The organism is Arthrobacter sp. GW460-12-1-14-TSB2 (genome assembly GCF_059423525.1).
The window spans coordinates 47,569-62,759 of the sequence record NZ_JBWKYC010000003.1; the positions used below are offsets into that span (position 1 = coordinate 47,569).

8 protein-coding genes are annotated in these 15,191 nt (G+C 61.5%); 3 read left to right on the forward strand and 5 right to left on the reverse strand.

The window, feature by feature from the left end; all coding sequences use genetic code 11:
* Window positions 1-2: 2 nt before the first annotated feature.
* Entirely contained in the window at window positions 3-2,705 is a 2,703-nt protein-coding gene (locus AC07YR_RS05900; RefSeq protein WP_494733415.1) for a PEP/pyruvate-binding domain-containing protein, read from the reverse strand.
* 154 nt (window positions 2,706-2,859) lie between these two features.
* Here AC07YR_RS05900 and AC07YR_RS05905 point away from each other — a divergent pair, with 154 nt between their 5' ends.
* Window positions 2,860-3,225 carry a hypothetical protein gene (locus tag AC07YR_RS05905; RefSeq protein WP_494733416.1) on the forward strand — a complete coding sequence of 122 codons (366 nt, stop codon included), beginning with the start codon at window positions 2,860-2,862 and terminating at the stop codon, window positions 3,223-3,225.
* On the opposite strand, the gene AC07YR_RS05910 is transcribed toward AC07YR_RS05905, so the two are convergent.
* Window positions 3,206-4,045: a S1 family peptidase gene (locus AC07YR_RS05910; RefSeq protein WP_494733417.1), complete on the reverse strand. Its 840-nt coding sequence runs from the start codon at window positions 4,043-4,045 to the stop codon at window positions 3,206-3,208. The two genes, AC07YR_RS05905 and AC07YR_RS05910, sit on opposite strands and share 20 nt — an antisense overlap.
* Window positions 4,046-4,224: 179 nt before the next feature.
* A complete protein-coding gene (locus tag AC07YR_RS05915; protein ID WP_494733418.1) occupies window positions 4,225-5,817 on the reverse strand; it encodes an ABC-F family ATP-binding cassette domain-containing protein in 1,593 nt (530 codons plus the stop codon).
* A gap of 445 nt (window positions 5,818-6,262) precedes the next feature.
* Between AC07YR_RS05915 and AC07YR_RS05920 the strand changes: the two genes are divergently transcribed.
* Entirely contained in the window at window positions 6,263-7,333 is a 1,071-nt protein-coding gene (locus AC07YR_RS05920) for a hypothetical protein (RefSeq protein ID WP_494733419.1), read from the forward strand.
* A gap of 587 nt (window positions 7,334-7,920) precedes the next feature.
* Here AC07YR_RS05920 and AC07YR_RS05925 read toward each other — a convergent pair.
* The gene (locus AC07YR_RS05925; protein WP_494733420.1) at window positions 7,921-13,413 is read right to left on the reverse strand and encodes a hypothetical protein; all 5,493 of its coding nucleotides are present in this window, start codon (window positions 13,411-13,413) and stop codon (window positions 7,921-7,923) included.
* A 457-nt stretch (window positions 13,414-13,870) separates the two neighbouring features.
* Between AC07YR_RS05925 and AC07YR_RS05930 the strand changes: the two genes are divergently transcribed.
* Window positions 13,871-14,119: a hypothetical protein gene (locus AC07YR_RS05930; RefSeq protein ID WP_494733421.1), complete on the forward strand. Its 249-nt coding sequence runs from the start codon at window positions 13,871-13,873 to the stop codon at window positions 14,117-14,119.
* Between the two features lie 396 nt (window positions 14,120-14,515).
* Here the strand turns inward: AC07YR_RS05930 and AC07YR_RS05935 are convergent, their stop codons facing one another.
* Window positions 14,516-15,049, reverse strand: a complete 534-nt coding sequence (locus tag AC07YR_RS05935; RefSeq protein ID WP_494733422.1) for an AfsR/SARP family transcriptional regulator — start codon at window positions 15,047-15,049, stop codon at window positions 14,516-14,518.
* Window positions 15,050-15,191 lie beyond the last annotated feature (142 nt).

Consider the following 15,191-nt stretch of genomic DNA (forward strand, 5'->3'; position numbering starts at 1 on the left):
GGCTAATCCCGCACGGGCTGAACGATGGTCACGGTGCCGGCGCCGCCGTCGACCTCTATCTGCTGTCCGCTGGCGATCCGGCGGGTCGCCACCCCGGTGCCCAGCACTGCCGGGATGCCATACTCCCTGGCCACAATGGAGCCGTGGCTCAGCGGCCCGCCAACGTCCGTGACCACGGCGGAAGCCATGGCAAACAGCGGGGTCCAGGCGGGAGTGGTGATGCGGGCCACCAGAACCTCCCCCGGCTGCATCCGGGAGAAGTCTTCGGGACCGGCCAGCACGCGGGCTGGAGCGCTGACCCGCCCTTGGCTGGCACCCACGCCTCTGATGGTGTTCCCTTCCTGGTCCTGGGACCCTTCGGGCATCATCCCGGCGAGGGACTTCTGGAGCCACCGGATCTCGGGCAGCATCTGCGGCGCTGACGCATTGCGTTGACCCCGCCACCGCATTTTGCGGTCCGCGACTGCCTCCGCGAGGACCGGCCGGTCGGCACCGGTGATTGCCGCCGGGCTGCTGGCAGCGGCAAGGCCGAATTCGACGGCGCTGCTGAGTTCCCCGTGCCGAAGCCAGAACACATCGCCTGGGTCGGCGATGAGTCCGGCGGCTGCCAGCCGCTGCCCCAGTTCCCGCAGCATGCGCCGCATCAGGGGCCAACCGAGTCCGACGTCGGCGAGCGCGTCCTCGCGGATCGGCGCCGCCCCCTGCGCCCACCGGAGCAAACGCACAAAGACGGACCTGCGGGCCGGGTGCAGCCGGGAAAGTATTGTTTCGGTGCTGTCCTCCCGCCGGCCGGCGGCGAGCGCCTGCCGGCGGTGGGGGTCGTTGCCCTGCCCGCGCAGGTAGAACTTCAGTGTGTCCAGCAGGGGGGACGGGTCGTCCGCCGGCACGGGATTGAGGAAGTCGAGGTTGTAAACCGTGTGTCCGAAGTGGTCCAGGTGGAGCTGGAACCGGTGTTCCCACTGCCCCCACAGCCCCGGATCCATCTCCACCGGAGGCGTGCCCGAAACCTGCGCCCGGGCGAGGGATTTGGTCGGCGTCCCCAGGATGGCCGCTGCGAGCCCCGGGACTGTGCGCGCCCAGGCGGCCAGGTCGAAGAGTGCTTTTTCCGCCCGGATGGGTTCGCTGTCGTAGCCGAGCAGGAACGCCGGCGCCGGCGGATCGCCGTCCTGCCGGACAAACTTGTCGTAGAACTTCTGGAAGGCCAGTTCGCTCGACGTCGCGATCGGAATGATGGACTGGACTGCTGTGTAGTACACGGTTCCGGCATCCAGGAGGGCCGACACCCCCTCGAGGAGCTCCTGCCCGGTGAGGTCGGCGACGGGCTTTGCCGACCAGGACTCCACCACACGCACGTAGCGCGGGTGCGAATAGTCACGCCAGCCTTGGATGCCCATGTGGGCTTCGCCCCGGATGAGGGCGCGGACAAGGGCCGGCGTCTTTCCCATCAGCCGCCATAAAGCCGCCGTGCGGTAGTAGTAATAGGCGTAGCCGTTGATGGCGGGAAGGCCCAGATCGCCTGTGCGGAGGCTGCTTTTGCCGAACGCTTCATCCATCAGGGCGTTCAGGGACCGCGAGACCGAGCCGTCGATCAGGTCCGCAAACAGGGGCGAGAGCGGATCGGGCAGCTGCTCCACGATGCTGGCCCGGAAGTACAGCCCCGTGGGGTAGGGCACGCTCCAGTCCCGCGGCGTTTCCCCGGCGGGCTCGGGCAGCGCAGTGATGGGCCGGGACTGCAGGATGAAGAATTCGCCGCGCACCCGGGCCCACTCGATGTCCTGCGGGGAAGCGAAGTGCCGGGCGATGCGGGCCCCGTAGCCCGCCAGGGTGGCCGCCGCGGCATCGTCCAGCACCGGTTGATGCCTGCGGGAAGCCGGTACGGGCTCCTCCCGCGTGCCCCGGCCGGCGTAGACCGTCATGACCTCCTTGTCGGCTGTCCGCCGGGAAACCACCGTCCCTGTCGCGGCGTCGACGACGATGTCATCGGTGGAAACGGCTCCGCTCACCACGGACTCGCCCAGCCCCCAGGCGGCACCGATCACGATCTGGTCGCGGCGTCCGGTGGCGGGGTTGGCGGTGAACATGACGCCTGCGGCGTCCGCGTCCACCATTTGCTGGACCACGACTGCCAACCGGACCTGGTCCGGCCGGATGCCCTCCCGGGAACGGTAGGCCATCGCGCGGGAGGTCCAGAGGGAAGACCAGCAGTGGATGACCGCCTCCATGAGGGCGTCGGCGCCCCGCACGTTGAGATACGTGTCCTGCTGGCCCGCGAAACTGGCCGAGGCGAGGTCTTCGGCCGTGGCGGAAGACCGAACCGCTACCGCAGGTTCCGCACCTTCGCCAAGGGCTGGGCGGGAGTCCGTGCCGGGGCTCAGCTCCGTGCCGGGCCTCAGCTGGTGATAAGCGTCGCGGAGGGCGGCTGCTATCGCGTCCGGCATCCTTCCACCGGCGAACAGCCCTCGGATCTGCGCCGAAGCGTCCTCGTAGTCCTTTGCGCTCGCGGAGGGCGGCAAGGCGGCGTGCTCCTGGATGCGTTCGGCCAGCTCGTTGCTCCGGACGAACAGCTCGTAGGCGGCCGTGTTGAGCAGGAATCCCGGCGGTACGGGAAGGCCCGCCCGAACCAGCTCGCCGAGTCCGGCGCCCTTGCCGCCCGCCGTCGCGACGTCGTTCCTGCCGACCTCACTGAAATCATCGATGTAGCCCATGACCGCGGCGCCTCCTGTCCGGCGGGGGCCATGCAGCCCCTGATTCACAACATACTGGCACGTGGAGTGGCGTCAGGCCATGGCTTGACGCCTCCGGGTGGGGAGCTGACCCGAGGCCCTTCCGCTGCCTGGCCCTGGTCCCTACTGTGGGTCCATGGCTGATGCATTTTCCTCCCTCGTGGAGGCATTCAGGAACGTGGGTGTGGCGAGGGCTTACGGCGCTCCGGTGCTGGTCGGCGGTGAGGAACTCGTTCCCGTGGCGCTGGTGTCCTTCGGGTTCGGTGGGGGCGGTGACTCCGGCACCGCTGGCGCAGGCAGTTCCACAGGCGCTGGCGGTGCGGAAGGCGGCGGAGGCGGCGGCTTCGTCCTCCCGCTGGGCGCCTACACGAAGAACGCGCAGGGCACGGTGGTGTTCCGCGCCAACACGCTCGCCGTTCTGCTGGGGCTGGTTCCGGTGGTGTGTGCTGTGGGAATGTCGGTTCGCGGCGTCCTCAAGACGGTCAGCGCAGGCCGGCGGTAGCCTTGATCCAGTCCAGCTCGTACGGAACCGAGGCTGACAGGTTCAGGTAGGCCGGGGACGGCGGCAGTTCGATGGCGTTCGTTACACCCACCAACTTCTGTTCACCGTGGTCGGACCAGATGACGGGACCACCGCTGTCGCCACGGTTGGCTGTGGTGTGCGGCGAAAACGTGCAGAACTGCCAGGGTCCCGCAATGTCCGGGCAAGACTCTGCAGGGACTGCCGTGAGCTGGGTTTCCATAAGCCGGCGCGCCGGGTCGCACGGTTCTGCAGCATTGAACGGGTCCCCGGTGCAGCCGTAGCCGGCCACGGTCACTTCCGCCCCGACGGGAGCCGGCGTGGAGGCGAGTTCAATGGTGGGCTCGGAGACGGCAGACTGCAGGAAGAGCAGGGCAATGTCGTCCTTGATCAGCGCGGGGTTGTAGTGCGGCGAGGCAACGGCACTTGCCACCCCGACGGTGTATGCGGAGCGTTTCTGGCCGAAGTGGAATGTCACGTCGATGGCGGACGGGCTGCGTCCGTTGTTGCTGATGCAGTGCGCCGCCGTGACCACAGTGTCCTTCTTGATCAGGGACCCGGTACAGGAAGCAATTCCTTCCGGGTAGGCCAGCTGGACCTTGACGGCCCACGCATAGTTGTCCGAGTCCGCCCTGCTCCCGTTGTAAACGGCTTGGGCCGGCGTGCCCGTTGCGGCGGTGAGGGCTGCCGCAACAAGAGCCGACAGCAGCCGCGCCACGACGCGCCGGTGCCGCCGTTCGGAAACTGGGTGAGATATTCCGCCGTCGCGGGGCGTGGTCTGCGGTGGGATTCTGTTGCGCATGAGGTTGCTCCTCATCATTGCCTGAAGCTATTCGCGGATGTGGTGAAGGAACCGTGACTAACCCAGGTCCCCGGAGATCACACATCTGCCCCCAGTCGCAGCACCATAACTCTGCTCCTCCCCGCAAGCGGCCGTCAAGCGCGATTGGATGCGGGCGGTCAGGTACCGGGCGGTGACGGCTACGCTGCCCGCACCTCGACTTCCCCGGGCAGTGCCGCGTCGGCACCGAAGACCAGGTAGCGGTTGGCGATCTTTTCACTGAAGAACCGATCATGGCTGACCACCACCACGGCACCGGGAAAATGCATCAGCGCCCGTTCCATGACCTGGGTGCTGGACAGGTCCAGGTGGTTGGTGGGTTCATCCAGCAACAGGACCGACGCGCCGGACAGCAGGCACTGTGCCATCGCGACGCGGGCTTTCTGGCCGCCGGAGAGATTCCCGATTTTCTGCTTGAGATCCGCTTCGGAAAACTGGAACATCGCCAGGAACCGGTTGACAGACTTCCTGGTGGCGCTGAAAGCCAGGCTGTCCGGCAGGGCGTTGACTGCGTGCGAAACGGTGTCGGCGTCGTCGAGCTCTTCAAGCATCCGGTTGTAGGACACGAAACCGGGGCCTTTTGCCCAGGAGACAACGCCGGCGTCTGCTTCTTCCTCGCCCGTCAGCACTTTCAGGAGGGTGGATTTGCCGCTGCCGTTCGCGCCGAGCACGACGATCCGGTTCCCGCGCCTGATTTCGAAGCCAAGGTCGTTGAAGAGTGCTTTGTCTCCGTAGGACTTGGCCAGCCCCTCCACCCGGCAGAGGACGTCCTTGACGTGCAGGCCGCCGTAGATCTCGGTGACGATCTGGTCCACCGGGCGGGGTGTACGTGATTTCTTGATCTTGGCCAGTTGGTTTCCCAACCCGCGGCTGGCGGCCTTGGCGGCCTCGCGGCGGTCGGCGATCCCTTCAGCCTCGAAGGCCAGCAGTTCGGATTCGTGCACAAACTGCTGTTCCAGGGATTTGAGGCGGAATTGCTTCTGCACGATGTATTCGCCGAAGTTGCCCGGGTACTCGTGCAGGTGGAAGTTTTCCACTTCGATGATCCGGGTGACGACGGCGTCGAGGAACTTCCGGTCGTGCGAGACGATGACTGCTGCACCCTTGAAGTCCCGGAACCAGCTTTCAAGCCATTCGACGCCGGCCACATCCAGGAAGTTGGTGGGCTCATCCAGCAGCAGCACATCCGGATCCTCAAGGAGGATCTTTGCCAGCGCGGCCCGGTTGCGCCAGCCGCCGGACAGTTCGTCAATGGCGCACACCCTGTGGGCGTCGCTGAAGCCCAGCGTCGTCAGGACCTTGTCGATCCGCCGGGGGTAGTCCCAGCCGTCGAGGCGGTCCATGTCTTCGAAAAGTTCGGCCTGCCGGGCGATCAGCCGGTCAAGTTCTGCGCCGGCCGGGTCCCCGCCGATGGCCGAATCGATAGACGCCAGTTCAGCTTCCACTGCCTTGATGTCAGAGAACAGCCCATCCAGGACGTCTGTGATGGTTGATTCCCCGTTCAGTTCGGAGAACTGCGAAAAGTAGCCGATCCTTGTTCCCGGATCCACAGTGACGGTTCCGGACTCCGGGGAAATCCGGTCAAGGATCAGTTGGAGCATGGTGGTCTTACCGGAACCGTTCTTGCCGATGAGCCCCACCCTGTCACCCGGTTCGAGGCGGAAGTATGCCTCGCGCAAAATCTGGGTGTTATCGAATCGCACGCTGACGTCATGCAGCCGGACAAGGCTCATTGCTGCTGTCCTCTCGAGGGGTGGTTCGTGGGCGCGTGTTGCCGGACCGGCAATAAGAAAGCTCCCTGATCCGGCGCTGGCGCCGGATCAGGGAGCTTATTCTGTGGAGCTAAGGGGATTCGAACCCCTGACCTCTTCTCAGAGGACAGTCTATTTCATTGGTTGCCAAGGGCTTGCGTTGTGTTGGTAATCCGCGGAATCTAGATGTTTTTGGAGTGAGGGACAACCCCTGACATGTCAACGTTTTTCATTATTTCCGTGGGGTAAACGTGTGGCGGACGCTGACGCCGATGGTGCCATCGCAAGAGTTCGGGTCGATACCGGGCAGTTCTTATGCGCTGCGTGTACTCAACGCAACGTAGGCAGCGGCACACTGATATAGGGACCAGGCACTTGGCGCAGAAGTAACAACACGCCAAGTGCCTCGTCATGCGAAACTGACGCCATGATTAAAGTTCTGGTGTGGAATTGCGCCGATGACGACCTCAAAGAACCTGCGGACGGGGAAATAGAGCACCTGAAAGGGCTGTGCTCCGACGACTTCGATGTCACCGTTGCGGGCCGATCCGTCGAGTGGCGAGGCCTCTCCCACATCGCCAATGCAGTGCAGCCGACCATATTTCACTTCATCGGACATGGAGACGACGAAGGTAATCTCAGCGCACGTGAGGAAGGCGATGACTTCATCTTTCGACGTGGCGCAGAGGTCATCCGAACCGTCCGCGCAGCCAGCCCGGTCCTTGAAGGTGTTTTTCTCAGCGCTTGCTACTCAGCTAAGACCGGCCCCGAACTTCTCGACCCTCTCCCGACGGCCGGAGGATGGGCGATCGGGACTTCATCAGGGATACAGGGCGACGAAGCTGCCGACTTCTCGAAGACGTTTTATGAGCACCTCGTTGAAGACCCTGCGTCGCCGAAAAAGGCATTTGAAATCGCTGCAGCATACGCCGACGCTGACTATCCCAAACCTCTGCATAAGGCGTGGTTCTCCCGATCCTCCCTGCCACACCTAGATGAGATGGCTCGAGATATCTACACGGCGCTTCAGGACCTCTTCGATCGCGACTCGTTTCGGCTCTCGTTGCGAGGCGAGGCCTCGATGTTGGAACTAGACGTCGCCCTACAAGACATCGCTCTCGCGCTGAAAACAGGCCAAGTGGTGTCTCGCCAGGATCGAACGGTGATCCCAAACATCTCGTTCCCTGCGGAGTGGCTTAGCTCAGATCCTCATATTCGGGACTTCGTCCGGATTGCTAGAGGCGGTCTCTCCGATAGCCGGAGGGCACTCCGGGAAGTCATGAACGGCACCCCCGATGACCGCATTTTCGGAGACGTCTCAAACTTGAACCAAGCCACGCCCGCCCACGAGTGGAAGAAGAGAATAAACCAGGTCGACCGGGCTCGTAATCGGATTCTGAAAGCAGCAAGTAATCTTATTGCTCATGCCAATCTCGACCGGTTTCCCAGCATCCCACTCTCCTTCAGCCAAGCAGAAATTGCGGCAACGCGGCCGTAAACTGCGACCGGCCTCTTTCGTCCAATGATGTCGGTGCCACGAACGTCTGCTGGGAGTGGTCCTGGCGCGCGGCAGGACCAGGAACAGTGCTGGTTGTGGCGTGGATGGCGGTTCGGCGCAAGCGACAATGCGCGCTCGAAAATCCTTTACCGAGCTGCACCATGCGCCAAATAGCACTGTGAAAACGCCGCCATTATCGCCGAAAGGCACAGTTGTTGCGGTCGTTCAGTGGGTGAGACGTCTCGTTTCCCAAGGGACACGAGCCGGTGGCGGTGTCCTTGAGCAAGACGACACGCGCCCAGCAGGGCGGGCCTAGTAGAGATGGTCCACGGCTACACCAACGCATCCACCGCGCAGCGAAACCGTTCCGAACTAGAATCAGCCCAATCAGTTCTCCATGAGCTCGGCTGTCAGCCGGGTTGCTGTCCATCTTGGCTGGCCCCGTGTGCCATTGTTGACGATCCAGCCTTGGGGTGCGCGTAGACGCGAAGTGCCCGAGTGCGGGTCCCACTTCGCCGGCGAAACCGGCATTTGCGGCCGCATTGAACTTTGTCACGCCGACCTGTCCCTGTGCGTGACCCCGGCGATCAAACCCAATCAGCCGTTGGGCCGAAGAGCTCGGGGAATTTGCGCTTGAAGAAGCCTGGTTGTTCTGGCACCGGCGGTTCGGGAACCTCGATCGGATTTTCGATCAACTCACGCAGCGCGGCGCGAGTTGTCTTAAGATCGGCGGCCGAGAGCGAACCGGCGTCGGGGATCATAGCGAGCAGATTGTCGATTTTTCTCCCCATCTCGATCTCGTGTTGGTTGTCGCTTTCCAGCCCGAGTGTCATCCCGGCGATGAAGCCACCCGGAAGTTTCGAGAGGACGACGTCCAAAGCAACGTTCGCGACTATCTCTCCCGCAACCTGCTTGAAGTCCTCCCCTGACTTGAGCAGGAACGCAGCGGCTCCGACGGTTCCGAGAACCATCAGCATCGGCCCGACCGACACCATGCCGCGTTTTCCGGACACCCGCGCACCCTTGCGTAGGCTGAGCGCCTTGTGTGCCGCCTCCCACTCCGCCTGACCAGCTGCTCCAGCGGCGGGCGCAGGTGCGTAAAGCTTGTCCAAGCGCACGTCATAAGCGAAGAGATCCTTCTGGAAAAGGCCCTTCGTGAACCGAACCACGTCCCCAGCGAAACCATTGGACACGACCCTTTTGATTCTGCCGGCTTTCAAAGCGTCGAGCGCGAGAGCCGCTTCTCCCTTATTCGACCATGTCTTCTCAAGGAACTCCTGCAGCTTGGCCTTGTAGATGTCGAAGGCAGGGCCAGTCAGTGCATTGGCGTCGCCAATGCCACGCGTGAACTGCGCTTTGTTGTCGACAATCCATAGACTCTTGTCAATCGGGTCGTACGATGCGAAGTCGAACCCCGTCGCTGAGACGTGCTTGCGCCAGTCCGAGAAGACGATGTGCCCTTTAGCCTTGAGGGCGTTGGTGGCGATAATCTCGCCGACGATGCCAGCAAGTTCGTTCGGGGTGTATGCGGGCCGCACGTAGGTATCGCCCACGCGTTGGAGATCGGGGTTGTTCCCCACTTCGAGGGTCTTCATGTTGCCGTCTGCATCGCTCTCGGATGCCGATACGCGATTCCCCGTCTGCGCCAAGTCGAACGCTGATTGAATCGGCGAGGGTTCGAGCCGCTTGCTCTGCAGCGAGTCTTGCTGCCGCTGAGCTTCCCCCCCGTCGATCTGCTTTTCGAGATGGGCCTTGGTCAACTTGCCGTAGTCGTCTTGTGAGATCGCCCCGCTCTCCTTCGCGCTGCTGAGGGATCCCATGATCTTTTCCGAGTGCTGCGTGTTGTGCTCCTGCATCGCCATCCCCTTGGCCATCTCTGCGAACGCCTTGGCGTTCTCCTGGTTGGAGAGATAGGTCCGGATCACGTTCTGTTGCGTCGCGTCGAGCCCGGTTATGTCTTTGAAAACGCCGGACTTGCCCAGAAGCTCGGTGAGCCCGCTGGTTCCCTGGCCAGGGGAGGGCAAATCGGGAGCGTTCTGGATGTTGATCAGCGGCGGCGCAAAGTCCTTGAACGCCGCTTTCCAGTCCGTAATGGTCGGAACGGGTGTCGTGACCGGCAGTACCGACGTCGGCTCGTCGGTCGTGAACTTCGTCCAGTCTTGCGAGGAGTTTTCCTTCACCATCTCGCAGGCATCGCACTGTCCCTGAACCGCCTCAAGGAAGACACCCTTCGATGGGACACTTATTCGGTAAGGGGGAATCGGCGTGTAGGGCTTGTAGTGGTCGAAGAGCGAGACTTTCTCGGCCTGACCGTCCTGATTGCTCTCGGCGATGTAGGACTGGCTCACGCGATAGCCGGCCGCGACCGGAAAGACCAGCGAGTTTCCGGTCACCGTCATCAGCTCGTTCTTGACGATCGACGCAAGGCTCCGGCTTCCGTTCGGTAGACCGAAGTCATTGAAGACCTGAATATTGAAGCCGTCGAGCAGCATGTATCGACGATCAGGGTCGAGGTTTAGCCACAGGGCCCTGTTATAGTGCTCTACGTTGCTGTTGAGGTGCTCGATTAGTTTCCGGACAAGGTATTTGTCTTCCTCCCGAGGATTGCGCTGCTCGTCGGAGTTCATTGGCGTGTCAATCAGTTGAATGCCATCGCCGAAATCGTCACCGAGGTACTTGTTGACGATAAATCCTTGGTAGTGCTTCGTGGTGTAGTTGATGTTGAGTGTCTCAAGGCTGAAGGTAACGAAGGCCCAAAAATCGGCCGAGTTCGCAATCGTCTTGGCAAAGTTGACGGTGATGTTCGGGATGCTCTTCCTTGGCAGCGAGGTATTAGTGCGCAAGTTCACGCGCATCAAATACGAGCCGCCGTGATACTTCGCGTTGGGGGTCAGATCGACGCTCCCGAACGGGCTGATGCTGATTGAGTTCTCTAGCAGTGCCTCGACCACGCGCGGCGCGATCTCATCATTGAAGGTCTCCTGCCAGCGCGAGATCGTCTTGTGTGCGAAGTAGTTCGCCAAGAACTCCTCGACGTTGGTATACCCGCAAAGATTAGCGAACGCCGTCCAGAGGTTGCCGTCCTTGGTGCCCTTATCGAAGAAGTTCCCGAAGTTGGTCACCTCTATGACGTCGGCTGGCTGGGCCTCCTGGAAGTTGTCGTAGATCAGAATGTGGTCGTTCGTGAACTTGACCTTTTCCTCCCAAGAACTCCCGACCATGTTCTTCCCGACCACCAAGTCGACGATCGAGCCGAAGATGCCCCCGCCGTTAGCGTTGTGGACCTCCTCTCGTTTAACTATCGGGAAGGACAGGATCCGGTCGAAGACCGTCTTCGGCCGGGGGATGTCGATCCGGATTGTCATGTAACCAGAGACCGAAGTTATCGGCTCGTCGCTATAGGCGCCAGCGGGGAAATCGACGTGGGCATAATTCGTCTTGATCCGCTCGTTGGCGTCGAACGCCGGGATGAGCGGGTGCTTGACCCGATAGCGCAGGAATGAGAAGGCTTGGAGATAGGTGTTGGAGGACATGGGCAGCAAACTGCGTGAGAGCACATCGGCCCACTTGTAGATGTTGTCCTTGGAGAACTCCGTCATCACGAGGGGCACGAAGATGCACTCCTCGACGTTGGCTAACTCTTGGTAGATAGCGAAGTGACGAAGCACCTCGAAATACATCATCGTCAGGGCGTGGCAATGATTGTGGTTGGCTACGACATCGGTGGTGACGGAATATTGCTGATCCTCCCGGACGGTCGTGACTACGGTTGCGTTGAGTTGCCGGTAGCTTTGCGCATTCTGGGTGATGGCCTGACGTAACTTCTCACCGAAGAACATCGACGTTCCGCGGGAGCTGTCTTGCGCGGCAGATGCACTCGCTGACGAGTAGCCGCCCGCGACGCCAAGGGACGCCCCGAACATGCCCATGCTTGCTGCCGCGCCCAATCCCGCGCTGACGCCGCCCGTGCTGGCCGAGCTGCTGCCACGGAGCGCCTCGTTGATGTTCCCGCCGAGCTGATCGGTGATGTCTCGTTCATTGAGAAGGCTCGCCGCCAAGCTTTCGCCTTGCGCAATGTTTTGCGTCTCCGCGCCCCGAAGGGCGTGTGCGGAATCGATCACAACAATCTGCTTCTTCTGACCAGGAGCCAATGCGAGGGAATAGAGGAGGTCACCAAGAGAATAGCCGTCTGCCCGGAACTCAGCTCGGTAGTGCAGGACGTGCCCGGTCGCCACCGTGACCGCCTGGTAAAAGGTCAGGCTGTCACCGGAGTCTGGAGCGTCCTGCCATCGGATGGGATTGTCCAAGTCCACGCGCGCGCGCTGGATCTTTTTGAAATCGCTCGTGAGCTCAAAGCTGAGGTCGAAAGTATGGCTGTCGACGTGCTTGACCAACGTGTAGTTCGACACATCCGGATCTGAGGTTCGCACGACCGCGTGGTAGCTGTATTCGCTTAACGTGCGGTTGGGGGTAGAGAGATTAACACACGATCCACCAATGTCCTGGGTGTAATCGTCGAACTTCACCAGCTCGGCCTGGCCGGGCAGTCGAGGAGCCTTCTTGGGTGCGCTACAGCCGCAGTCGTCCTTGGGCGCATGACAGCCACAGTCGTCTTCTTTCTGCACCTCATCACGTTTGGGAACGTCGATCAAAAGGTAAAGGAAGTCGTCCGTTACGGTTTCGTTCTCGCTGGCGCCACGCACGATCGGAACATTCACTGGACTGTTGGCGGCGACCGAAACCAAAGCCTGGGCGACGACGAAGCGACCAAAGGGATAGGGTGCGGAGAAGTTGCCGGATGCATCAGTTATTGCGGTCGAGACTACGCGCCACAGCTCATCGCCTTCCTGCTTGGCTTGTATGACAACCGTCAAGTCCTTAACGGGACAGGTCTTCGAAAGCTCGACCACTTGCCCTCGGAGCTTCTTACCCACGTTCGGGTTGGCATCGCGATCAGGTGGCAGCAGGCGAGCCGGAAGGACGCGGGAGACGACGATCAGCACTTCCTTTAGTCCGGGGTCATCCGGCGCAAACTGCTTGACCCAGAGCGACGTGCCGTCAAAGGCTTTGACCGCGATCGTGATCTGGCCAGCGACAGCGCCAACAAAGCTGAGATCGACTGACTCGAATTCGAACGGGATGCTGTTGTTAGTGATGTGATGGTTGGGCGCGTTCCAGTCGTAATGGACGACGTGCGGAATCAATGACTTGCCATCGCCACGACTCAGGTGCTCGACCGACAGGTCGTAGAAGAACAGATCATCTTTGGTAATCGGGACATTGCCCGTTGTGTCGACCTCGAAGTGCCCAGCGATCTTCAACGGCTGAATGACCGGGATCCGAATCGGGAAGTCGAAAAGTTCCGAGAATCGCCGATTGAAGAACTCGACGACCTCGCCGGTGCTCTGGAGATCGACCGCCTGCAACGCACGCTCGAGCAGGTCCTCGGAGAACCTGCGGCGGTCGGTCGGGTCACCGGGGTCGAAGGTGGCGCCGTCGATGAGCGCGGTTACAACGGAGAGCAGCGTCGTTTCATCGCCGCGTCCTGTGAGGCCATTGAACTCCGGTAGAAGTGATCGATAAGTATCATCATTCAGCAGAAAGATGTTGTTCTCCAGGAAAGGGACTACAGTCGCCAAGTCGAGCTCTACGGCGGTCCGGCGCATCGCGAATAGAGCATCGGACATTTGGCCAAATGTCCGAATCACATAGAGGACATGGAAGGACTCGGCCCCGATAGCTCTAGCTGACGACTCGATTTGAACGGGAATTACGAACCTCATGTAGTCGAGATCATTGGCGCGGCGAGCGTGGACTATATACTGCAGGAAGTTCGCGATGGACTCGATACGGGAACCGATAAGATCGGCGGTCTGCGCGGTCAGAGCGTAGTCGCCTGAAGTCAGCTCGTGCTTGGACTGTTGCCGATCGGTTGCCACCAGCTCCCGCACCACGTCACGGTGGCCGGTTTCCGTGCGGAGGTAATCGAAGATCGGAAACTCGGTGGCAATCGTGATAGAAGTGGAAGGTACTTGGGCAATGTCGCCACTGTACGTCAGTGGTCCTTGGATTCGGATCATGACCGCCACCCCTTCGAGCGAAGCATCCAATAGGTGAGCGGGGAGGAGACCGTCTCTTCCCCTGGCTCCGTCACTGGCCGAATCGAGGCTAATGCCGCGTGCTCAATTCTGTCTGTCATCTCGAAACCCTTGCCTCCCGATGCCACGGATCTTGAAACACTAAATTGACCATTCGTAGCGTTACTGCCGCGTTACTGCCGCGCCCTTGCCATCAGCCTCGTGTCCGACCCGGTACGCTCACTGACCCACTCGACGCTTGGTTCTAGAGTGAAGAGGGCCTCTCACAGGCTCAGGCAGCAAAGCCAGCCAGGCGCGAGCAGCCTGGGTCGATCAGCTACCTAACAGCGGGCGAAGCCGCCCATCGCCCTGGATGGCTTCGCTTCGGTGCCGATTTGGTGGGACTGAGTGAAAGCTTGTCCTCGGGTCTGCTGTGCCCGGGCGAGGGCTTCGGGCACGGATGCTTTCTCGGCCCCAGACCCTGAATGCCGTCGAGACCAGTGTCGCCGCAATCCAGGGCCTGAGCCACTGGGACGCGACGGCGCAGGCCAGGTCGCTCTGGACAGAAATGCTCGCAGCGAAGACATACCCGGATGACGAGCAAACCATCCGCCTGATCGCGAACCTCCAGTTCCCCGCCATCCGCGATCAACTCATGGCCGACATCCCCGGAATCGACGAGACCGTGGACCGTATCCTCCTGGCCTGAGCACACGACAAGCCGCAGTGGTCCCGCGTCGAGTGGGCCGACCGCAGTATGAAAGCCAGTGATCGAGGCTCTGTGGTCCGGCTGTTCAAGGCTCCCCGTGCGGGCGGACGCTCGGGGCGGCCATGCCGGACATGGTGCCGCGCCTTGACGATCGTCCGTCATGAATATCCGACGAATACGCGTCACCCCCGGCGATACCCGCGGGAACACTAGTCATCCGCCCTTGCCGCGAACGCGACCAAACGCCGGGCTTTCGCGCACGGATCATCTACAGCGAGGTCCCAAGCGATGAACCAAGCACTGTCTCGACTGTTGATAAAGACGAGATCCTAAGCGTCGTGCCAGTAGCTGATTGCCCAATCTTCCCCCTAGAAAGGTCTCGATATCTCACGTTCGTTAGCGGCCTGGCTGCCATGCAATTTGTGAGACGAGTCCCCGAATGGCCTCCGACGGCGCAAGGCCCATGTCCTCCTGCAGCTTCGCTCGATACTTATCGAAGGCCCGAAGCGCGGCGGCATTGTTACCCTGCTGCCGTTGAGCCTGGATGAGAAGTTCAACCGCACTTTCATAGAGCGGTTCAAGTTCCAGTGCTGCCTCCGCTGCTTCCAAAGCAACCTCAAATTCGCCGCACGCCAGCGACTCGCGGGCAATGATGTGGAACGCGTGGAGCCGGTCCTGCCGCAATCTGCTCTGTTCAAAGAGCACCCAATCGTCATACCAGCCCGGAAGCAGTTCGGCATCGCGGAGCAGGTTCAGGGACGATGCGGCGTCGCCGTTCAGCCCGGCGTGGCTCAGCCCTCGAACGAACGACCGGACCCGGTGTAAGTCGACGTCCACCAAGTCGCTAAGGGAAAGTTCGGCGCCCCGGTTCACCAAGAGGCCCGGGACCTGTCGTGAGACCAGGTGCATGCTTACCCGCAGGCTCTCCATGGCCAGACTCTCGCGACTCTCCGGCCATAGGAGCCCGACCAGGTAGCTTCGAGGGCGGGGTCCGTGGATAGCCAACGCAGTGATGAGCCGCTGTTGACGCGCTGCAACATGCATAAGGCACGAGTCCCTGCGCAGTTTCCAC

What these genes read in the sequence shown, in the direction of transcription:
- AC07YR_RS05925 (WP_494733420.1), bottom strand. Translation starts at nt 13,413, where the DNA reads ATGATCCGAATCCAAGGACCACTGACGTACAGTGGCGACATTGCCCAA.
- AC07YR_RS05900 (WP_494733415.1), bottom strand. Translation starts at nt 2,705, where the DNA reads ATGGGCTACATCGATGATTTCAGTGAGGTCGGCAGGAACGACGTCGCG.
- AC07YR_RS05910 (WP_494733417.1), bottom strand. Translation starts at nt 4,045, where the DNA reads ATGCGCAACAGAATCCCACCGCAGACCACGCCCCGCGACGGCGGAATA.
- AC07YR_RS05905 (WP_494733416.1), top strand. Translation starts at nt 2,860, where the DNA reads ATGGCTGATGCATTTTCCTCCCTCGTGGAGGCATTCAGGAACGTGGGT.
- AC07YR_RS05930 (WP_494733421.1), top strand. Translation starts at nt 13,871, where the DNA reads ATGCTTTCTCGGCCCCAGACCCTGAATGCCGTCGAGACCAGTGTCGCC.
- AC07YR_RS05935 (WP_494733422.1), bottom strand. Translation starts at nt 15,049, where the DNA reads ATGGAGAGCCTGCGGGTAAGCATGCACCTGGTCTCACGACAGGTCCCG.
- AC07YR_RS05915 (WP_494733418.1), bottom strand. Translation starts at nt 5,817, where the DNA reads ATGAGCCTTGTCCGGCTGCATGACGTCAGCGTGCGATTCGATAACACC.
- AC07YR_RS05920 (WP_494733419.1), top strand. Translation starts at nt 6,263, where the DNA reads ATGATTAAAGTTCTGGTGTGGAATTGCGCCGATGACGACCTCAAAGAA.